This is a genomic window from Thiocapsa sp., assembly GCF_022340925.1.
In the GTDB taxonomy this organism is placed as follows: Bacteria; Pseudomonadota; Gammaproteobacteria; order Chromatiales; family Chromatiaceae; genus Thiocapsa.
In genome coordinates, this window is record NZ_JAJDNA010000072.1 from 16,956 (window position 1) to 37,302 (window position 20,347).

Annotated in this window: 15 protein-coding genes; 11 read left to right on the forward strand and 4 right to left on the reverse strand. The window is 65.2% G+C overall.

The features are described 5' to 3' along the window. Positions 1-394: 394 nt before the first annotated feature. Entirely contained in the window at positions 395-4,258 is a 3,864-nt protein-coding gene (locus LJE61_RS09035) for an efflux RND transporter permease subunit (protein ID WP_296918189.1), read from the reverse strand. A 96-nt stretch (positions 4,259-4,354) separates the two neighbouring features. Then, on the reverse strand, positions 4,355-5,512 hold the full coding sequence (locus LJE61_RS09040; protein WP_296910609.1) for an efflux RND transporter periplasmic adaptor subunit: 1,158 nt from the start codon (positions 5,510-5,512) through the stop codon (positions 4,355-4,357). Positions 5,513-6,052: 540 nt separating this feature from the next. On the opposite strand from LJE61_RS09040, the gene LJE61_RS09045 reads away from it, so the two are divergent. From LJE61_RS09045 to LJE61_RS09070, 6 genes are all read left to right on the forward strand, one after another. Then, entirely contained in the window at positions 6,053-7,579 is a 1,527-nt protein-coding gene (locus LJE61_RS09045; RefSeq protein ID WP_296910607.1) for a dynamin family protein, read from the forward strand. A 66-nt stretch (positions 7,580-7,645) separates the two neighbouring features. Next, a complete protein-coding gene (nadA, locus tag LJE61_RS09050) occupies positions 7,646-8,716 on the forward strand; it encodes a quinolinate synthase NadA (RefSeq protein WP_296910605.1) in 1,071 nt (356 codons plus the stop codon). Positions 8,717-8,870: 154 nt separating this feature from the next. Beyond that, a complete protein-coding gene (locus LJE61_RS09055) occupies positions 8,871-9,443 on the forward strand; it encodes a NapC/NirT family cytochrome c (protein WP_296910603.1) in 573 nt (190 codons plus the stop codon). A 16-nt stretch (positions 9,444-9,459) separates the two neighbouring features. After that, positions 9,460-10,458: an ankyrin repeat domain-containing protein gene (locus LJE61_RS09060; RefSeq protein ID WP_296918191.1), complete on the forward strand. Its 999-nt coding sequence runs from the start codon at positions 9,460-9,462 to the stop codon at positions 10,456-10,458. Positions 10,459-10,601: 143 nt separating this feature from the next. Next, positions 10,602-11,219 carry a c-type cytochrome gene (locus LJE61_RS09065; RefSeq protein ID WP_296910599.1) on the forward strand — a complete coding sequence of 206 codons (618 nt, stop codon included), beginning with the start codon at positions 10,602-10,604 and terminating at the stop codon, positions 11,217-11,219. Between the two features lie 21 nt (positions 11,220-11,240). Continuing rightward, positions 11,241-12,533 (forward strand): FCSD flavin-binding domain-containing protein, encoded by a 1,293-nt coding sequence (locus LJE61_RS09070; protein ID WP_296910596.1) that lies wholly within the window; start codon positions 11,241-11,243, stop codon positions 12,531-12,533. A gap of 192 nt (positions 12,534-12,725) precedes the next feature. Here LJE61_RS09070 and LJE61_RS09075 read toward each other — a convergent pair whose 3' ends face one another. Continuing rightward, complete coding sequence (locus tag LJE61_RS09075) at positions 12,726-13,688, reverse strand: PDC sensor domain-containing protein (protein WP_296918193.1); 963 nt, start codon at positions 13,686-13,688, stop codon at positions 12,726-12,728. A 243-nt stretch (positions 13,689-13,931) separates the two neighbouring features. Between LJE61_RS09075 and LJE61_RS09080 the strand changes: the two genes are divergently transcribed. Then, positions 13,932-14,177 carry a hypothetical protein gene (locus LJE61_RS09080; RefSeq protein ID WP_296918195.1) on the forward strand — a complete coding sequence of 82 codons (246 nt, stop codon included), beginning with the start codon at positions 13,932-13,934 and terminating at the stop codon, positions 14,175-14,177. A gap of 145 nt (positions 14,178-14,322) precedes the next feature. Here LJE61_RS09080 and clpB read toward each other — a convergent pair whose 3' ends face one another. Beyond that, a complete protein-coding gene (clpB, locus tag LJE61_RS09085; protein ID WP_367114916.1) occupies positions 14,323-16,923 on the reverse strand; it encodes an ATP-dependent chaperone ClpB in 2,601 nt (866 codons plus the stop codon). 271 nt (positions 16,924-17,194) lie between these two features. Here clpB and LJE61_RS09090 point away from each other — a divergent pair, with 271 nt between their 5' ends. The 4 genes from LJE61_RS09090 (at position 17,195) to LJE61_RS09105 (ending at position 20,299) form a co-directional block, all read left to right on the forward strand. Further along, positions 17,195-18,112, forward strand: coding sequence for a hydrogen peroxide-inducible genes activator (locus LJE61_RS09090; protein ID WP_296910960.1), 918 nt, complete (start codon positions 17,195-17,197; stop codon positions 18,110-18,112). Positions 18,113-18,492: 380 nt separating this feature from the next. Continuing rightward, on the forward strand, positions 18,493-18,687 hold the full coding sequence (locus LJE61_RS09095) for a hypothetical protein (protein WP_296910958.1): 195 nt from the start codon (positions 18,493-18,495) through the stop codon (positions 18,685-18,687). Between the two features lie 150 nt (positions 18,688-18,837). Then, entirely contained in the window at positions 18,838-19,281 is a 444-nt protein-coding gene (locus LJE61_RS09100) for a hypothetical protein (RefSeq protein ID WP_296910956.1), read from the forward strand. Between the two features lie 10 nt (positions 19,282-19,291). Continuing rightward, complete coding sequence (locus LJE61_RS09105; protein WP_296910953.1) at positions 19,292-20,299, forward strand: TIGR00341 family protein; 1,008 nt, start codon at positions 19,292-19,294, stop codon at positions 20,297-20,299. Positions 20,300-20,347: the final 48 nt, after the last annotated feature.

Genomic DNA, 20,347 nt, shown 5'->3' on the forward strand with positions numbered 1-20,347 from the left:
GGGCCATGCCGGGGGAGCGGCTCCGGCTCGCGGTACTGGTAGGGGTGCGCTGGGTCAGGGCCACGAGGCGAACCTGGGCGCTCGTGCGCACCGCGGTCGTACCCCCGGTCATCCGTCCAGCCCGGGCGCTGTGCCTGAATCCATACTTCGTCCCGGGCCATCCCCTGGCTCGGTTCTGCCGACGCCGGACCAGCTAGGAGCCATGCGGCGAGCAGTAGAGGGGTCATAGCGAAACCTTTGATCCGATCCATCCATGCGAGTCCGGCCCGGCACCCGCGCTGAGTTGCGTCGTGCCGGATGTCGAACCCACCCCTTGTGCGACCCCCAAACGCCAACCGCTCCTTTCCGCGCATCATTCCGGGAACGGCTTGGCCGTGTGGCCACGGCCGGCCACCTAGCGACTCTCCGGGTCGCCTTCATCTTCGATCTTCAACCGGATTCCTCGACGCGACGCCTTTTTCTGCACGCCCTGCGTCGTTTTTTTCGCCGCTCCCGCGGCCTTTGGCTGAGCGGCGGGCTTGGCCTCGGCACGCTTCTTCGCCACGGTCTTCCTCGCTGCCGGACGCCTCTTTTCAGCGCCCGATGCCACGCCCGGGTCGTCCGCGCTCGGTGCCGGGCGCGAGGGCGCAACGGGAGTCGCGGCCGGCGCCGGACGCTCGCGGGCGGATGGGGAAGCGGCAACCGCCGTCTTCCCGGGTCGCGCGGGCGCGGGTCGTGCCGAACGACCCTTCAGGGCATCCTTGGCCGCATCGAACAAGAGCAGAAAGATCCCCCGCACGGCGTAAAGTGCCAGGATGAAGGCCTCCACCGTCTTGCCCAAGAACCGGCTGACCCCGCCCTCACCGCCGCGGCGGGTCGGCTGCGCCGTTTTGACATCCGCCTGACAGGGCAGGCTGGTGCCGAGCGGTGCAGTGGCCGCGGCGACCCGGCACATGTCCTCGCTTGCGGCGACGCAACCGAGCGGAATCACAATCAGCGTCAGAACCGTCGAGACCAGGACGCCGGACAGGAGCGAGATCGCCATTCCTTGGAAGATCGGGTCGGTGATGATCACGCTCGACCCGGCAACCAGAGCGAAGGCCGTGATCAAGATGGGGCGCGTGCGAATCTTACAGGACCGGATCATCGCCTCCGCCACCGGCACGCCCTTCTGAATCTCGTGGATGGCGAAATCGACCAGGAGGATCGAGTTGCGCACGATGATCCCGGCGAGCGCGATCCAACCGATCATCGAGGTGGCGGTGAACTCGCCGCCGAGTCCCAGACTGAACATCAGGGCATGGGCCGGAATGATCCCGAGCAGGGTCAGCGGGATGGGGGCCATGATGACCAGGGGGATCCGGAAGTTGCCGAACTCCCACACCACCAGGATGTAGATCAGCACCAAGGCGACCGCGAATGCGGCGCCCATGTCCCGGAAGGTCTCGTAAGTGACCGTCCACTCCCCGGCCCAGGTCCAGGCGAGGCGACTGCTGTCAGGCGGGGCTCCCAGCCAGTAGATGGCGTCTTCCACCCCTTCCTCGCCCTGCGGCTTGGTCCCGTCCGGGGCCGTGTAATCCTGCTCCTCCAGGAGTCGCTGGACCTGGAACATGGCGTAAACGGGCGCGGCCAGCTTCCCTCCGACGTCGGAGACCACGTACTCGACCGGCCGGAGGTCCTTGTGATAGATGATGTCTTCCTCAGGCGTCAGCTCGAATTCACCGAGCTCCCGCAGCGGCACCGTGAAACCGTGGCTCGACTGGACCGGCAGATCACCGAGACGTTCCACCTGCGAGCGCTCGGCGAGTGGAACCTGGAGGAGGATTTCAACCGGCTCGTGTCCGATCTGACGACCCGCCTGGGGCTTGATGTCCCCGATCGGCGCCCCACCCAGCGCCATCGCGAGGTTCCGATTGATGGTGTCGACCGAAATGCCGCGGCGCACCGCCTTCTCGGTGTCGACGTTAAAACGCCAGTAATCGAAGGCGCCGCGCAGATAATTGTCGACATCGCGGGCGCTCTCGGCCTCTTCGAAGATCCCGGTGAGATCGCGTGCAAACTGACGTCGCAGCTCCGGCGACGGGCCATAGACCTCGGCAACGACTGACTGGAGCACCGGCGGCCCGGGGGGCATCTCGACCACCGAGATCGTGGCGCCCGTCCCCTCGACCAGCTTGTCCAGAAGCTCGCGCGCCTCGACGGCAATGTCGTGGCTGGTCCGGTCCCGGTCGTGCTTATCGGTCAGCTGGACCTGAAGCTCGCCTTGCCAGGGATCTGAGCGCAGGTAGTAATGACGGACCATGCCGTTGAAATCGAAGGGACGGGCGGTCCCCGCATAGAGCTGAATCGCGGTAACCTCGGGCAAGGTGTTCAGCTTATCCGCCATTCGATGCGCCAGGTTGGCGGTCACCGGCAGGGCCGTGCCCTCCGGCATGTCCAAGACCACCGAGAACTCCGGCTTGTTGTCCAGCGGGAGCATCTTGACCGCCACCCAGTTGAAGTAAAAGAAGGACAGGGTGAAGAGAAAGGTGCCCCAGAGTGCCAGGCGGAAGATCAAACGCTTCCCGGTGTCCTCGATCAACGGCGTCAGGACCCGGCGAAAGAATTTCTCCAGGTTCTCCGCCTCCTTGTGCTCACGCTTTTCGGCCGCCTCCAGGTAGCGCATCGAGGGGCGCAGCCACCTGGAGATGGCCAGATAAGGCGTGAACACGAATGCCGCGAACAGCGAGATGAACATCGCCACCGAGCCGAGGACCGGAATCGGTGCCATATAGGGCCCCATCATGCCGCTGACGAAACCCATCGGCAGAAGGGCGGCGATGACCGTGAAGGTGGCAAGGATGGTCGGGTTGCCGACCTCGCGCACGGCGTCGACGGCCGTGTCCTCGTCCGTACGCCCCTCCTCCAGCCAACGCCGATAGATGTTCTCCACGACGACGATCGCGTCGTCGACCAGGATCCCGATCGAGAAGATGAGTGCAAACAAGCTCACCCGATCGATGGTGTAGTTGGTCACCCAGGCGACGAAGACCGTCATGAAGAGGACGACCGGGATAACCAGCATCACCACGATGGCGGGGCGCACGGCACGGAACGCCAGCAGGACCAGGATCACGACGAACAGGGTTGCCTTGATCAGCTTGCCGATCAACTCCGAGACCTTCTGGTCCGCCGACTGACCGTAGTTGCGCGTGACGCTGACCTCCACATTGTCGGGGATCCGCGATCCCTTGAGCTCTTCGACGCGGTCGATGATCGCATTGGCGACCGTCACGCCGTTGGTCAGCTCCTTCTTCGCGACCGCGATGGTCACGGCGGGTCTTCCGCCAGCAACCTCCTCGATCTCCGAGGCCGGCCCGGTATAGTAGGAGACCAGCTCGGAGGCATCCTCGGGACCCTGCGAGATGCGCGCCACGTCATACATGTAGACGGGCAGATCGTTGAAGGTGCCCACGACCAGGTGACTGATGTCCTCGACCCCGGTCAGGAAGGCGCCGGTCGTGACCGAGAAGCGGGCGCCGCTTGCCTCGAGCCCCCCCGCGACTTGCTCGGCATTGGCGCTGGTGAGGGTCTGCGCCACTTGATCGAGACTGATCTGGTAACCGGACAGCCGTTCCGGCAAGACGTCCACGGTCACCTGCTCGCGACGTCCGCCGACGATAAAGGCATTGCCCGTGTCCTTGACCTGCTTGACAGCCTGGAGCACATCCTGACCGAGCAGCCGCAGCTGGCCGTCATCGACGTCCGGAATTCCATCCCCATCGAGATCCCTGGACCACAGCGTCAAGGTCACGATCGGGACATCGTCGATCCCCTTGGTCTTGACCAGAGGCGGCAACACCCCCGGCGGGATCTTGTCCATATTCGACGAGATCTTGTCGTTCACCTTGACGAGCGAGGGCCCCATGTCCTCGCCGACCTCGAACTCGACGGTCACGATCCCCTGGCCGCGCTGGGACGCGGAGTAGACGTGCTTGACCCCCGGGATCTCGCTCATCATCCGCTCCAGCGGCTGCATGGCCATGTTGGCGACCTGCTGCGCGGATGCGCCCGGATACTGCACCATGATGTCGATCATGGGCACCGAGATCTGCGGGTCCTCCTGACGCGGGGTCATGATCAGGCCCAGCAGGCCCATCAGGAGCATCGCGACATAGAAAAGGGGCGAGAGCGGGGAGCGGATGAAGAACCGAGCCGTCCGGCCGGCGACCCCGAGATTGTCCTCGTTGTAACCGGGATCCTCGCGGTCCTGCAGGGTGGAGGTGACGTCTTGGCTCATGTCGAATCCAGATTAACCGGGCCGTCGCCGCATCGCTGCGACATCAAATCCGCGGGCGACCGTCCGATCGATCACCGTGCGCCGGAATACGGGTCACTAACGATCGCCCGGCGAACCTCTGGTCGCCCAGCCGGCGGTCACGCGTGGCCCTGGATTCGTCAGGACGCGCTCCCCTGCCCGAAGCCCACTGAGCACCGTCACCATGCCGCCACTGAGCTCCTCGCCGACACGAATCAGACGCAGCTGCGGCTCACCGCGCTCGTTCACGACATAGACCCCGGGCAGGCTGCCGTTGTAGCGGACCGCGGTGCTCGGGATGACCGGGTTGGCGCGCGCCGGGGCATTGAGATCCGGTACCAGGACCTTGGCATACATGCCGGGCTCGGAGACACCTTGCGGCAGGTCGAACTTGATCTTGACGGTGTGGCGTTGGGGATCGGCCATCGGGAAGATCTGCGCCACCCGCACGGGCACGCGCCGGTTGTCCGGGTCGAGCTCCGCCTGGACCATCATGCCGTCGCGCAGGCCCGGCCGCAGCCGTGCCGGGACGTCGACCTCGACCTGAAGATACTCGACGTCGGCGTAGTTCAGCATGGGCTGGCCGGGCTGGACGGTGTCCCCCACCTCGACGAATTTACGCACGATCACGCCGTCGAAGGGAGCGATGCTGCGGGCGTCTCGGACCTTGGAATCGATCGCCTGGAGCTCCGCCTGAAGGCGCATCATGGCGTTCTGGGCCTCCTGGATCTGGATCCCGGAGGCGAAGAGGTCGGCTGAACGCTCCGCCGAGCGCTCGCGGTCGCCCACGAAGCTTTCGACCGGCCGCGTGAACATCTGATCGAAGAGATTCGGCAGGCCCATCCCCCCGGGGGCCGAGCGCGACTGCGGCGAGAAGATCTCGCGCGAGTACTGCACCCCCGCGTTGCGCAGCTGAGCATCGGCACTCGCCATCTGCGCGAGGAGTGCCCGCCGGTTGGCCAGGAGCTCAGCGTCATCGATCGCCACCAGCAGGTCCTTCTCTTTGAAGGTATCCCCCTCTCGGCCCGCGATATAGTTCACCCGCCCCGGAAGCTGTGCGGCGAGCGTCACCTCTTTGTACGGGACCACGCTGCCGCCCAGCGAGACCGTGGGCGCGCCATGCGCCTGCTGCACCAGGAAGGTCTCGTCGACGTCGGCACGCGGCAGGCCGGCCGGGGCGGCTAGGGTCAGGGCGAGCGTGCACGCGAGAAAGGCGTTTCGAATCAGTATGGGCATCGGATCGCACACCAAACGCTGGGTTTTCTGTCGCACGTCCGAGCAGCGCACTGGCGGTCGGACCTGCCATGGTCACCGGACATCCTCATCGGACGGATCCGGCGCTTATCCGTTGCGGATCGGCGACATCCGGAGACGAGGGCATCGATCGCGTACAGTGCCGCATTATCATTCACTTGTCCGGACGGCGCAGTAGTGCAGTATGCATTCAGCGGTGCCCGACATTCAAGCTGGCGCGCATCGAATCCCAAGTGCCTGGCGGAGTCGCTTACCCCCGGCGCCGGATTTCCGCGCGGACAACTCCGGCGACCGACGGCGCGGCACGCTGCGGGTCGTCGGAAACCCTACGGACCGACCGGCTATGCCTCCGGCGAGAGATCGGTGTACCATCGGGTCCCGCTGTGTCCGGATGGAGTGCTGGATCCGCTTGCCGGGGTCGATCTCGCCCCCGGCCACGCGCGCGCCGCCGCACTTGCGGGGCGCTCGCCTTGACGGCGATCCCCGCTCGAAGAACTGACACCTTGACCGAGGAGCGTACCCATGCCGTCTACCGCCGAGGCCGTCCAGCAGCGCCTGCAAGAGCTTGAGTCGCACCTGGAGCAAGAAAATCCGGTCCTCCTCAATGCCGTCCAGAGCTTCCGGGCGATCGACCGCGTGGCCTACGGCATGGGCCTGCTGGAGCCGAATCAGTCCTTTGCGACGCAGATCCCCTGGTGGCCTCTGATCTCGATCTTGGGTACCTTCTCGGCCGGCAAGTCAACCTTCATCAACTACTTTCTCGGCCACAAGCTACAACGCACCGGGAACCAGGCGGTCGACGATCGCTTCACCGTCATCGTCTACAGCCCGGAGGCCGTCAGCCATTCGCTCCCCGGCGTCTCTCTCGACTCGGACCCGCGCTTCCCCTTCTATCAGATGTCGCGCGACATCGAGCTGGTCGCCGGCGGCGAAGGTAAGCGCATCGATGCCTATCTCCAGCTCAAGACCTGTCGCAGTGATCGGCTGCGCGGCAAGATCCTGATCGATTCCCCCGGTTTTGATGCGGACGCCCAGCGCACCGCCATCCTGCGCATCACCGATCACATGATCGATCTCTCCGACCTGGTGCTGGTGTTCTTCGATGCACGTCATCCCGAGCCGGGTGCCATGCGCGACACATTGAAGCACCTGGTCGTGGATACGATCCACCGCGCCGATTCCGGAAAATTCCTCTATATCCTGAACCAGCTCGATACCGCAGCCAACGAGGACAATCCGGAGGACGTTGTTGCGGCCTGGCTGCGAGCGGTCGGTGAGGCCGGGCTGACCGCCGGACGTTTCTACACCATCTACAGTCCGGAGGCGGCCAATACCATCCCCGAGGAGCACAAGCGCAAGCGCTTCGAGAAGAAGCGCGACCAAGATCTGGGGGAGATCTTCCTGCGGATGGAACGCGTCGAGATCGAGCGCGCCTATCGCATCATCGCCGCACTGCGCGACACTGCGAACGACTTCGCCCAGCAGACAGCGCCCATGCTGCGGGGGGCGGTGCGCCGCTGGCGGGCGCGCACGCTGGTCGCCGACGGCCTGTTGCTCGCCCTCGCCGGCGCGCTCTTCCTCAATTGGAGTATCGGGGCAGGGCATTGGCAGGGGCTTTCCTATCGCCCCGAATGGCTCGCCGTGCTCGCGCGCGAGTTATCGTGGGGGCCGGCCGGACTCGCGGGCATCCTGATCCTGATCGCCCTGGGGGCGCACTTCGCCGTCCGCACGCTGGCGGCCAGGAGCGTGCTGCCCTGGCTGCGCAAACAGGTGGCCCTGAATAACCCGCCGGGCAACCTGTTGAGCGCCTTCCAAAACAACACCCGTTTCTATCGGCCCGTGATCCTCGGATCGCCGGTCGGATGGGGCTCCAAGGCCCGCGCACAGATCAACGAGGTGCTGCAGAGCTGCGAGAACTATGTCCAGACGCTGAACGAGCGTTACACCAACCCCAAAGGACTGAAGGAGCCGCCGCCCAAGGCGCAGACCGAGCGCCTGCCCGACGACGCGGCCGCGGTGCTCGGAAAGCATCGACGATCGGCGGCATGAGCGCTGCCGACCCGGCCGCGCGCCTCGGTTGGTTTCAGCCATTCTTGCACGACTAACGACCAGACGATGCCCAGCGCAACTCCAGACCAGCCAACACGACCGGGCCTCGAGATCCCGCCGCATCCTGCGTGGCCGAGCTTGAGCGACGACGAGAAGGCTGCGACCAAGACTCGGATCAAAGGGCTGCTCCAAGCCCGGGACGCGGTCCTGGTCGCCCACTATTACACCGACGGCGACCTTCAGGCGCTCGCAGAAGAGAGCGGCGGCTGTGTCGCGGACTCCTTGGAGATGGCGCGCTTCGGTGCGGACAGCGCGGCCGGCACACTGGTCGTCTGCGGCGTCCGGTTTATGGGTGAGACCGCCAAGATCCTCAATCCGGAGAAGCGCGTCCTGATGCCCGACCTGCGTGCCACCTGCTCGCTCGACGAGGGGTGCCCGGCCGACGAGTTCAGCGCCTTTTGCGACGCGCATCCGGATCACACGGTGGTGGTCTACGCAAACACCAGCGCCGCCGTCAAGGCCCGGTCCGACTGGGTGGTGACCTCCAGCATCGCCCTGCCCCTCGTCGCCCATCTCGCCGAGCAAGGCCACAAGATTCTCTGGGCACCCGACAAGCATCTCGGTCATTACGTGCAACGCATGACCGGGGCGGAGATGCTGATCTGGGACGGCGCATGCGTCGTCCACGAGGAGTTCAAGGCGTTCGCCCTCGAGCGCGTCCGCAGGCTCCACCCCGATGCCGCCGTCCTGGTCCACCCGGAATCACCGGACGAGGTCGTGGATCAGGCCGATGTGGTCGGCTCCACCACCCAGCTCATCAAGGCGGTGGCGGAGCTTCCGAACCGCGAGTTCATCGTCGCGACCGACGCGGGCATCTTCTGGAAGATGCACCAGGTCGCACCCGACAAGGTCCTGATCCCCGCCCCCACGGCCGGCGAGGGGGCGACCTGCGAGAGCTGCGCCCACTGCCCCTGGATGGCGATGAACGCCTTGCAGAACCTGGAGCGGGTCCTCGTCACCGGGGATCAGGAGGTCCTGGTCGATCCCGAGCTCGGGGAACGTGCCCGGGTGCCGATTCAGCGGATGCTCGACTTCGCGCGAGAGCGGGGGATCGGCGCACGCCGTGACGCCGATTGAGTTGGTGCCAGACCCTTGCGCGCCTTGGCAACCGCGTCCCTGATGGCATAACATCGCTCAAGATAAGAACGAAAGACCCGCCAGCGCCGATACAGAATGAAGAGCCGCGGCGGCCCACGACGCCCTCCCGTCGTTGCTGTCAACGAGGATGTCTATGTCGGAGTCCCGCCCGTCGACGCGCAGACGGCCACTGATTGTCGTCGCATTGGTTTTTCTCGCAGGGATCGGATTCGCCGGTGCCTTGAGCGGCGGTTTGACTTACTCCAACCGGATGGAGCTCTGTGTCTCGTGCCACAGCCTCCAGGTGCCATACGAGGAGTACAAGGAATCGATTCATTATAAGAACGCCTCCGGTGTGCAGGCGAAGTGCGCCGATTGCCATGTGCCGAAGGCATTCCTCCCCAAGCTCTATGCGAAGGTGTTGGCGGCCAAGGACGTCTACCACGAGATCATCGGAACCATCGACACGCCGGAGGAGTTCGAGGCCCACCGGTGGACGATGGCAAACCGCGTCTGGGATCGAATGAAGGCGACAGATTCACAGACCTGCCGCAGCTGTCATGCCTTTGCGAGCATGGACCTCTCCGCGCAGGAGCGTTCGGCGCGCAGTCGTCACGGGGCTGCCGAGGACCGGGGGCTCACCTGTATCGATTGTCACAAGGGGATCGCCCATCGACTCCCGGAGGAGCCCGAGGAGATCGAGCCGCCGAATCCGGAGGACGCCTAGTCGCGGAATGCGCCGCATGACCCGAGGTCCGTCATTGAGCACCACCGCCTTGCCGACACGACGTTCTCGCGCGAACGAGTGGATACTCGGGCTCGTCCTCTGCGGGATCCTTTGCGCCCCGGTCCTCGCTTCGACCGCAGACCTCGGCAAGGATCTGCGACTCGCCGCAATGATCGGCGACACCGAGACCGTTGCGGACCTGCTCGATCAAGGCGCGCCCGTCGATGCGGCCAACGAGTTCGGCAAGACGGCGCTGATGTTCGCGGTGGAATCCGGCGAACTGGAGACGGTCTCGCTGCTGCTCTCCCGGGGAGCCAATGTGAATGCCCGGACCGTCGCGACCTGCACCCCGCTGACCTTCGCCGCCGAGAGCGGCCATATCGGGATCTCGGCGCTCTTGATCGAGCGCGGGGCCAATGTGCACGATCGCACACGAAGTGGCTGGAATCCACTCATGATCGCCTCGCGCTACGGCATCGCCGACATGGTCGAGCAGCTCCTCTTCCGCGGCGCCGATCCCAAGGCATCCGACCGGGAAGGCCGGACCGCGTTGATGCTTGCCGCGGCGCATGGCCAGCTGGACGTGATCAATCTGCTGGTGGATGGCGGGGCCGAGCTGGAGTCGCGCGACCGTGAGGGCGAGACCGCGCTGCTGATCGCGGCCGACAAGGGTCATTGGGAGGTGGCTCGGGCGCTGCTCGATCTCGGCGCCGACGTCAACGCGCGCGATGGCATGGGGGCGACCCCGTTGATCCTCGCAACCAGCCAGGGCCACCTGAGCGCCGCGAAGCTGCTGCTCGAGCACGGGGGCAACCCGAACCTGCAGGACGATGACGGCACCACCGCGCTCATGGAGGCCGTGGTGACCGATCACACTGACCTGATCCAGGTTCTCTTGGAGTATCGAGCCAACCCGGCGCTCACCGATCATCAGGGTCGCACCGCGGCGGAGCTGGCAAGCCAGAGCGACAATCGAAAGGCCGCTGAGATCCTGACCCAGCGACTGGAGCACTGAAACCGACGCGAAACCGGCGTGACCGAAGGCGCCGGACGCGTCAGCCATGCAGCGGGGGGCGCAACAAGAAAAGGGCCCCTTGATGCATCCCGGCGTTCAACGCCGCAACCTCAACGAGACGTCTGAGACCATTAGGAGGAAGCATGGCCACGATATCACCCAGATTGGCCCTACTCGCCGGCGCGCTCGCGCTCGGCATCTCGTCCGGAGCCCATGCCGACGCCACCGCGTCGATGCTCGCAAACACCTGTGCCGGCTGTCACGGCGTGAACGGGCAAAGCGAGGGGCCGGCCTCTCCCATCATCCTCGGGATCCACCCCCAGGTCTTCGTCGACATGATGGAGGGCTACAAGAGCGACAACATCTATTCGACCATCATGGGGCGCATCGCCAAGGGGTATACAAGCGAAGACTTCGAAAAGATGGCCTCGCACTTCAGCAAGTTCGAGTACGTTCCCGCGAAGCAGTCCTATGACGAGGCCCTGGTGGAGAAAGGTGCCAAGCTCCATGAGAAGTATTGCGACAAGTGCCACGCCGAAGGCGGGACCCCCATCATCGACGCAGAGACCGGCGAGCCTGCAGAGGACTACTACCTCCTGGCCGGTCAGTGGACACCCTACCTCCAGTTCACGATGTCGGATTTCCGCGAAGACCGTCGTGCACTCCCCAAAAAGATGAGAAGCAAGCTGGAAGACATGCTCGAGGCAGAGGGCGAAGACGGCATCGCCGCCCTCTTTGCCTACTTCGCGAGCGAGCAGTAACGCCACCGCAGGAGAGAAAAAATGAAACTGAACAGACGTGATTTTGTGAAGGTAGCCGGTGCGGCGACGGCGGTCGGCCTGGTCGGCGCGCCGCACCTCGCGCTCGGCGCCAGCCAGAAGGTCGTGATCGTCGGCGGCGGCACCGGCGGTGCCACGGCCGCCAAGTACATCAAGATGGCCGACGCGAGCATCGACGTCACCATCATCGAGCCCAACGAGACCTATTACACCTGCTATATGAGCAATGAGGTGATCGGGGGTGACCGCGCCTTCGACACCATCAAGGTCGGCTACGACGGGCTGAAGGCGCGCGGGATCAACGTGGTCCATGACAGCGCCACCGGCATCGATCCGGACAAGAAGGTCGTCAAGACCGCGGGGGGCACCGAGCTCGGCTACGATCGCTGCATCGTCGCGCCGGGCATCGAGCTGCTCTACGACAAGATCGAGGGCTACAGCGCAGAGGCTGCGCAGACGCTGCCCCATGCCTGGAAGGCGGGTGAGCAGACGACGATCCTGCGCAAGCAGCTCGAGGCCATGGACGACGGCGGCGTGGTCGTCATCGTCGGCCCGCCGAACCCGTTCCGCTGCCCGCCCGGGCCTTACGAGCGGGCGAGCCAGATCGCTCACTACCTCAAGGCCCATAAGCCCAAGTCAAAGGTGATCATCCTCGACGCCAAGCAGGCTTTCTCCAAGCAGGGCCTCTTCGTGCAGGGCTGGGAGCGGCTCTACGGCTATGGGACGGACGACGCCCTCATTGAATGGCGCCCCGGCCCGGACGCGGCCGTGGTCGCCTGCGACCCCGCCAGCTTGTCGGTCGAGACCAGCTTCGGCGACGAGATCGAGGCCGACGTCATTAACGTCATTCCGCCCCAGCGCGCCGGCGAGATCGCGCAGGTCGCGGGGCTCGCGGATGACAGCGGCTGGTGCCCGGTCGACGTCAAGACCTTCGAGTCCAGGATCCACGAGGGGATCCATGTCATCGGCGACGCTTGTATCGCCACCGCCATGCCCAAGTCCGGCTATGCGGCGAACAGTCAGGGCAAGGTCGCCGCCGCGGCCGTGGTCGCGTTGCTAAAGGGCGAGGAGCCGGGTACCCCGTCCTACATCAACACCTGCTACTCGATCGTCGGTACCGACTATGGCATCTCGGTCGCCGGCGTCTACCGCCTGGCAGAGGACGGAAGCGCGATCGCGGAGGTCGAGGGCGCCGGCGGCCTGACCCCGATGGACGCACCCGATTGGGCGCTGGCGCGCGAGGTCCAGTACGCGCACAGCTGGTACGCCAACATCGTCGAGGACTCCTTCGGTTGACGATGCTGACCAGGCAGCATCGAGTCGAATGCGAGGCTGATGCATTGCCCATCCCGGGCAAGCATCAGCGGGGCGCCGCGGGACGCGGTTAGACGATTCGACGTTCGCTGGGTAAGGGGCCGCCAGGCCCCTTTTTTTCTGCTTGGCTCTGGTGCAGCGGCGCCGTCGATCCCCCTCTGTCCGACAGGCTCGCTAGATCGCGCAGGTCTCGCCCGTGCCGAGCCAGAAGTCGAGGCTCTTGTGCACGAGCTCCTCCCAGCGCATGTAGTGCGACCCGTCGCAGGAGAAGTTGAGTCCGACGATGCCGTTATAGATGTTGAGCGATCCCGAGCGCAGGTAGATGTTCTCGTCCATGAACCGCAGAGCCTTGAAGGTGTGAAAGACTTCGCTGACCCGATCCAGAGGGATGGCGGCATCCGCGGGATAGGGTCGCTGCGGATAGGCGAGACAGATGCCCGGATCGGCGAGATCCTCGTAGTCGAGGATCCGGAAACGGAATGGATCGTCCACCAGCCAGACGGTGGCGCGGGAGCTGGAGAAATGCAGCTTACCGTGAAAGACACCGTGCGCGGCGATCAGCTCGACGATCAGGTCCAGGATCTCGTCGATCCGCTGGTCCATGAGGCTCTCGACCCGCTGCTGATTGAACAGACCGCCCCGGATCGCCGGGTCGCCCTTGAGCTGGAGCCACTGATCCGGCTGCTCGTAGAGCTCGCGCGTGAGGGGCAGCTCGCGGAGATCGAAGTCCGCGCCGAGGAAGCCGAGCAACCCGCCCGCCGTACCCTCGATCCGCTGGATGGCGGTGAGCGACGGCCGGCGGGCGTTCCGGCTGATATAGACGGGCGAGATCGAGAACCGCTCGCCGGCGAGCGCCTCCGTCATGTACGGACGTTCACGGCGGTCGCGGCCGAGATGCTCGGGCAGCGGGCCCTGCGGCGAGATGTTCGCCGTCAATTGTCGCGCGTCGCGATCCAGGACGTAGAGATATTTGCACGAGGGCAGCCCCGGGAGCGCCTTCACCAGGATCCGCTCCAGCTCCGCGCGATCCGGCCAGGCCGACCGACAGGCCTCGACGAGTCGCTCGAGTGAGGTCTCCAGGCGCGCCTGCAGCAGCATGCGTTGCCGCGCGACGACCGTTCTCAGCGCCTCGCTCATGGCAGCAGGCTCCGGGTTTGGCGAAAGCTCATGATTCTATCCGCAATTGATGACCGTACCATGCCGGCCCGATCGACACCGATGGGGACGGATATCCGAGACGAAAAAACCTGAGAGACACGCGGCGAAAACCGATGGGTCGAGCAGTTTCATTCGAGGCGACGTCACCGCACTTGGATCCTTCAGAGACACCTGACACGGAGACCAATGATGCGAATTGCGCTACCCCAAGACTTGACACAGATGCTTGATCAGGCAGACAGGCTTCGTCACCGTCTCGCGTCCATCGACGTCGGGAGGGCCTCGACCCAGCTGGTCGGCGGCGCGTTGATCCTCACCTCATCCTTCCTGGTCGTGACCAACCCGGATGCGGGCAGGCCGACCGACTCGAGCGCCGTCGTCGCGGCGCGAATCGCGCCCGTCGGCACTGTGCAGCTCGCCGCAACACCCGACGTGACCGTGGCCCCCCCCCTCGCGGCGATCCGATAGCGACGCGAGAAGAGCCGATGACCGGCGCTGTGAGTCGCGCAGGCGCACAACCCCCGCCGGAAAGTCTCGGACTGACCGGCGGGGTCCGCCCTGTCACCGAACATCGCCGACAGGCGCATTTCCCCCGGGCCAGCCGATCCGACGGTCAATCGACCAGCTCGCCCCGCAGCACACGCTCGAATCTGAGCTGACCGTCCGCCAGTCCGACCTCGATCAGATCGCCGGGCACGAACTTGCCGGACAGAATCTCCTGCGCGAGCGGATTCTCGAGCTGGGCGCGAATGGCACGCTTGAGCGGGCGCGCGCCGTAGACCGGATCGAACCCAGCCTCACCGAGGTGATCCAGCGCGGCATCGCTGACCTCCAGCAGCATGTCGCGATCGGCCAGGCGCTTTCGCAGATAGTCGATCTGAATGCGGGCGATCGCTCGGATCTGCTCCGGCTGAAGCGGGTGGAAGACCACGATCTCGTCGAGGCGATTGATGAACTCCGGACGAAAGGCGACACGCACGATCTCCATCACGGCGGCCTTCATCTCGGCGTAGTTCGCCTCACCGGCGCGCTGCTGGATGATGTCCGAGCCCAGATTGGAGGTCATCACGATAACCGTGTTGCGGAAGTCCACCGTGCGCCCCTGCCCGTCGGTCAGACGCCCGTCATCCAGAACCTGCAGCAGCACGTTGAAGACATCGGGATGCGCCTTCTCGACCTCGTCGAGCAGGATCAGGCTGTACGGACGGCGCCGCACTGCCTCGGTCAGATACCCGCCCTCCTCGTAGCCGACATAGCCCGGCGGGGCACCGATCAGGCGGGCGACCGAGTGCTTCTCCATGAACTCGGACATGTCGATCCGGACCATCGCCTCCTCGGTGTCGAACAGGAAGGCCGCCAACGCCTTGCAGAGCTCGGTCTTGCCCACACCGGTCGGCCCGAGGAAGAGGAATGAGCCGATGGGACGGCCGGGATCCGACAAACCCGCGCGCGAGCGGCGAATGGCATCGCTCACCGCGCGCACGGCCTCTGCCTGACCGACCACCCGCTTCTCGATCTCTGCCTCCATGCGCAGCAGCTTGTCGCGCTCACCCTCGAGCATCCGCGACACCGGGATTCCGGTCCACTTGGAGACGATCTCGGCAATCTCCTCGTCCGTCACCTTGTTGCGCAGGAGTCGGTTCTCCCCACCCTGCTCCGCTTCCCCCGCAGCGGCGAGCTGCTTCTCCAACTCGGGGATGCGACCGTACTGGAGCTCGGACATTCGGCCCAGATCGCCTGCGCGCCGCGCGGTCTCCATCTCGACACGCGCCCGGTCGAGCGCCTCCTTGATGTGTGCGGTGCCCTGCACGGCGGCCTTCTCGGATTTCCAGATCTCGTCCAGGTCGGCAAACTCGCGCTCGAGCCTTTCGATCTGCACCTCAAGATCGGCGAGGCGTTTCCTGGAGGCCTCGTCTGATTCCTTCTTGAGCGCCTCCCGCTCGATCTTGAGCTGGATCAGGCGCCGGTCGAGCTTGTCCATCTCCTCGGGCATGGAGTCGATCTCCATGCGGATCTGCGAGGCTGCCTCGTCCACCAGATCGATCGCCTTGTCCGGCAACTGACGATCCGAGATATAGCGGTGCGACAGGACCGCTGCCGCGACGATCGCCGGATCCGTGATCTCCACCGCGTGATGGACCTCATAGCGCTCCTTGAGGCCGCGCAGGATGGCGATGGTATCCTCGACGTTCGGCTCGTCCACCAGGACCTTCTGGAAGCGCCGCTCCAGAGCCGCGTCCTTCTCGACATACTTACGGTATTCGTCGAGGGTTGTGGCGCCGACACAATGGAGCTCGCCGCGCGCCAAGGCGGGCTTGAGCATGTTCCCGGCGTCCATCGACCCCTCGGCCTTGCCCGCACCCACCATGGTGTGGAGCTCGTCGATGAAGAGGATGATGTTGCCCTCCTGACGCCCGATGTCGTTCAGGACAGCCTTCAGACGCTCCTCGAACTCGCCTCGGAACTTGGCCCCCGCGATCAGCGCGGCCATGTCGAGCGAGAGGAGGCGCTTGCTCTTCAGCCCCTCTGGAACCTCACCGTTGACGATCCGCTGTGCGAGCCCCTCGACGATGGCGGTCTTCCCGACGCCAGGCTCGCCGATCAGAACCGGATTGTTCTTGGTCCGCCGTTGCAGGACCTGGATGGTGCGCCGGATCTCGTCGTCGCGGCCGATGACCGGGTCGAGCTTGCCCTGCTCGGCTCGCTCGGTCAGGTCGATGGTGTATTTCTCGAGCGCCTGGCGCTGCTCCTCGGCATTCGGGTCGTCGACGCTCTGCCCGCCACGCACCGCCTCGATCGCCTTCTCAATGGCGCCCTTGCTCGCACCGGCCTCGCGCAGGGCGTTGCCAAGGGCGCCGCGATCGTCGAGTCCCGCGAGCACGAAGAGCTCCGACGAGATGTATTGATCGTTACGCTGCTGGGCGAGCTTGTCGGTCTGGTTGAGGAGCCGGCCCAGGTCGTTGCCGACATGGACATCGCCGCCCACGCCCTGCACCGTCGGGAGCCGATCGAGCAGGTCACCCAGGGCGGAGCGCAGACGATTGACGTTGACGTCCGCGCGCGTCAGCAGATGGCGCACGGTCCCGCCCTCTTGGTCCAAAAGGGCGACCATCAGGTGGACCGGCTCGATGAACTGATGATCGCGCCCCAGGGCGAGACTCTGCGCATCCGCCAGGGCCATTTGAAACTTCGCGGTCAGCTTGTCCATTCTCACGATGGAGACTCCCGTGTTCTTGTAAAGTCGTTGGGAATGTGGGGAATTTGGTTCGGGCAATCAAGGCGGCCACGCGATCAGCCGCCAGCGTGAGCATGCCGGCTTTGGTACGACCGGATCAACCCGCAGAGCGCAGTCCGGTCGCCGGGTCACGCCATCTGATCCGGTCTGCGCCGGTGCCGCCGGCGACCCGACCGATGCGGCCGGCTGTCGGCCGGACGCCGTCAGCCGGAGACTGGAGGCCGACGGCCGGCGGCTGTATGATCCTCCCGTGAACCTCAGGGATCTCAAATACATCCTCGCCGTCGCGGAGACGCGCCATTTCGGGCGCGCCGCGGAGCGTTGTTTCGTCAGTCAACCGACGCTGAGCGGGCAGATCAAGAAGCTGGAAGAGGAGCTCGACGTGGTCATCTTCGAGCGGACCAACCGCTCCGTCGAGATCACGCCGGTCGGGCAGGCCATCCTGGCGCACGCCCGTCTCGCCCTGGAGCAGGCCCAGGCGATCGAGCAGGTCGCCCGTGCCCATCAGGACCCCCTCGCCGGACCCTTGCGCATCGGCGCCATCCCGACGCTCAGCCCCTACCTCATGCCCTTGGTCCTGGTGCCGCTGAAGCGTGCATACCCCAATCTGAAGCTCGTCCTCTCGGAGGAGATCACCGATTCCCTGTTGGGACGCCTCACCCGGCACGAGATCGATGCAGCGCTTCTGGCAACGCCGGTCGATGACTCCGACCTGGATACCATCCCCCTCTTCGACGAACCCTTCTGGCTCGCCCACCCTCGCAATCACCCGCTCTACGAAAAAGAGGAGATCACGGCGCAAGACTTGGAAAACGTCGATCTCCTGCTGCTCGCTGAAGGGCATTGCCTGACCCATCAGGTGATGGAGGTGTGCCGGCTCGCAGAACGTCCGACCCAAGGGGAGATGGCGGATCTGCGCGCCGCGAGCCTCGAGACCCTGCTGCAATTGGTGGGGGCCGGCTTCGGCTGTACCCTGGTCCCGGCCCTGGCGATCCGAGGCGCCTGGATGACAGACAGTGGAATCATCGCCCGCCCGCTGAATCTACCCGATGCGCATCGCCGCATCTCGCTGGTGTATCGCCGCAGCTTCCCCCGTCAGGCGGCGCTCCAGGCATTTGCGGATGTCGTGCGAACCCATCTGCCAAACACCGTCGAACGCCTGAGCTGATCTCGCTCAAATAAAACCGCATTTTTTCCGGGGCCCCAATCGCCTCGCTGGCGCAGACCTAGAACCGGTTCGCGGCCGTTCGGTGCGTTTCGGGTGGCAAAAGCGTGACGCTGGGCGCATGTTGCCTGTTCTGTGGACAGCCGAAGCCGCGTTGCGAAAACAGCCCATGTCCATTGAAGTACCGACATGGACAATCTCTTGGGCTAGACTCGCCTTGGGGTCAACAACAATTCGCGCGATCTGTCCTGTTGCGGACCGACAACACTCGCACAAGCTCTTGGGAGGTGCATCGACAATCGGCGCAAAAACGCGGCTGTTGCTGCACGTTTTCGCATGTGGCCAGCGTCAGTCCTCAGACCCCTTGCCCGGGGATACCGACCATGAGCACCAAACAGTCAATCGCTCTTTGGGAACTCTGCCGCCAAGGACTGCCGTTGCTCGCGGATGCGGCCTTCAAGTGCTGGGAGTGCGGAAAGACTTTCGAGCTGGGGAAGAACATCGAGGTCGCCAAGTCTCTGGAGGACCTGATCGATCAGTGCAACTGGGAGATCGAACGCCCCACGACCTCAACTTGAAGCTGTCCGCTCAGGGCACTCGCGGGTCCAATCGATCCGAGCGGCGCACGCAGGCGCCGTCTCGCAAGGTCGGTTGTGGCGACCGCCTGACGCGCTGGTCTCGTTCTGATCTGGTGGTCGGAACCAGAAGCCCCGCCTCCGCCGCCCGACATGGCTGAGCAGGCGGGCTATCTCACTGTCGAGACGCGCGCAGACCGGCCCGGCCTGGTGCGGATTCAGGCGACGCACCGGCGACCGGTCCAGTCAGCCGGGTCGCCGGCCGACCTCGAGCCGGTCCGGCTTCGTTACGCGGCGTCCTTCGGCGCGCTCCATGTCGCGCTGATGCATGCCCAGACCGCCCTGCGTCACCAAATGGTCGACGCGGAGGCCGGCCTCTACCGGATCGAGCCGCTCGAGGCGATCGCCGCGGTCGACGCGATCGATCTGCACCATCGCCGCGTCTACCTGGACCCGAGCCTGGCTGACGACCCCAGACTGGCTGAGCAGGTCGAGCGACGGCGCCGGCGGCACCGGCTGATCGACCGCATCTGGACCGGCGTCGGCATCCTCGCGATTCTCCTGCTGCTCCTGTTCAGCCAGATCCCGATCTTCTGAGGCACATCCCATGCGGATCGTCGAGGTCATCGCCGACCGGAAGCATGCCAAGACCCTCGCCGGCATGGCGAGCTTCTATGGTGCCGAGGACCATTGGTGGGGCGGCGAAGGCGCCGACGGGCGGTGCAGCATCCGCATGTTGGTCCCGGACGATCGCCGTCAGGCCCTGATCGATTCGCTGCAGGACCTGTTCAAGGCGAGCGACCGAGCCCGAATCGTCGTTCAATCCCTGGATGCCGTCCTGACCCATGAGGGCCAGCGCAACAACGACGAGGAGGCAAGGGCGAGAACCGTGGCGGCGACCCGCGAGGAGCTCTACACCCAGATCGCGAAAGGGGCGCAGCTCGACAGCAACTTCCTTGTCCTGACCGCCCTCTCGACCCTGGTGGCGGCGATCGGTCTGGTCGAGAACAATGTCGCGGTCGTCATCGGCGCGATGGTGATCGCGCCTCTGCTCGGACCCAACATCGCACTTGCCTTCGCCACCTCGCTGGGCGACAAGGAGCTGACCTGGCGGTCATTCAAGACCAGTGTGGGCGGCCTCGCCCTCTCGCTTCTGCTCTCCGCCGGCATTGCCCTGACCTTGCCGATGAACCTCGACAGCCCCGAGATCCTCGTCCGCACGGACGTGGATCTGGGCGGCGTCGTGCTGGGCCTCGCCTCCGGCGCGGCCGCGGTCCTCTCGCTCACCGGCGGCCTGTCCTCGACCCTGGTCGGCGTCATGGTGGCGGTCGCCATCCTCCCTCCGACCGCCACCATCGGCATGATGCTCGGTGCCGGCCGTTGGGAAGAGGCGCTCGGCGCCCTGCTGCTCCTGACCGTGAACATCGTCTGCGTCCTACTCTCGGCAAAGCTCGTCTTCCTGCTCAAAGGGGTGCGCCCCCGCTCCTGGACCGAGCGCAATCGTGCCAAACAATCAAATGCAATCTATCTCGCACTCTGGGCCGTGCTCCTTGTCATTCTGGTGGTGGTCATCCTCGTCCGCACCGCAGGCTGGCGTGTGCCCTGGCAAGGTTGAACCGAGGATGACGTCTGGGGGGATGGGCCATCGGCGCCTGCCCCGGAC

Coding starts and splice junctions, on each gene's coding strand:
- LJE61_RS09035 (WP_296918189.1), bottom strand. CDS start 4,258: ATGAGCCAAGACGTCACCTCCACCCTGCAGGACCGCGAGGATCCCGGT.
- LJE61_RS09040 (WP_296910609.1), bottom strand. CDS start 5,512: ATGCCCATACTGATTCGAAACGCCTTTCTCGCGTGCACGCTCGCCCTG.
- LJE61_RS09045 (WP_296910607.1), top strand. CDS start 6,053: ATGCCGTCTACCGCCGAGGCCGTCCAGCAGCGCCTGCAAGAGCTTGAG.
- nadA (WP_296910605.1), top strand. CDS start 7,646: ATGCCCAGCGCAACTCCAGACCAGCCAACACGACCGGGCCTCGAGATC.
- LJE61_RS09055 (WP_296910603.1), top strand. CDS start 8,871: ATGTCGGAGTCCCGCCCGTCGACGCGCAGACGGCCACTGATTGTCGTC.
- LJE61_RS09060 (WP_296918191.1), top strand. CDS start 9,460: ATGACCCGAGGTCCGTCATTGAGCACCACCGCCTTGCCGACACGACGT.
- LJE61_RS09065 (WP_296910599.1), top strand. CDS start 10,602: ATGGCCACGATATCACCCAGATTGGCCCTACTCGCCGGCGCGCTCGCG.
- LJE61_RS09070 (WP_296910596.1), top strand. CDS start 11,241: ATGAAACTGAACAGACGTGATTTTGTGAAGGTAGCCGGTGCGGCGACG.
- LJE61_RS09075 (WP_296918193.1), bottom strand. CDS start 13,688: ATGAGCGAGGCGCTGAGAACGGTCGTCGCGCGGCAACGCATGCTGCTG.
- LJE61_RS09080 (WP_296918195.1), top strand. CDS start 13,932: ATGCTTGATCAGGCAGACAGGCTTCGTCACCGTCTCGCGTCCATCGAC.
- LJE61_RS09095 (WP_296910958.1), top strand. CDS start 18,493: ATGAGCACCAAACAGTCAATCGCTCTTTGGGAACTCTGCCGCCAAGGA.
- LJE61_RS09100 (WP_296910956.1), top strand. CDS start 18,838: ATGGCTGAGCAGGCGGGCTATCTCACTGTCGAGACGCGCGCAGACCGG.
- LJE61_RS09105 (WP_296910953.1), top strand. CDS start 19,292: ATGCGGATCGTCGAGGTCATCGCCGACCGGAAGCATGCCAAGACCCTC.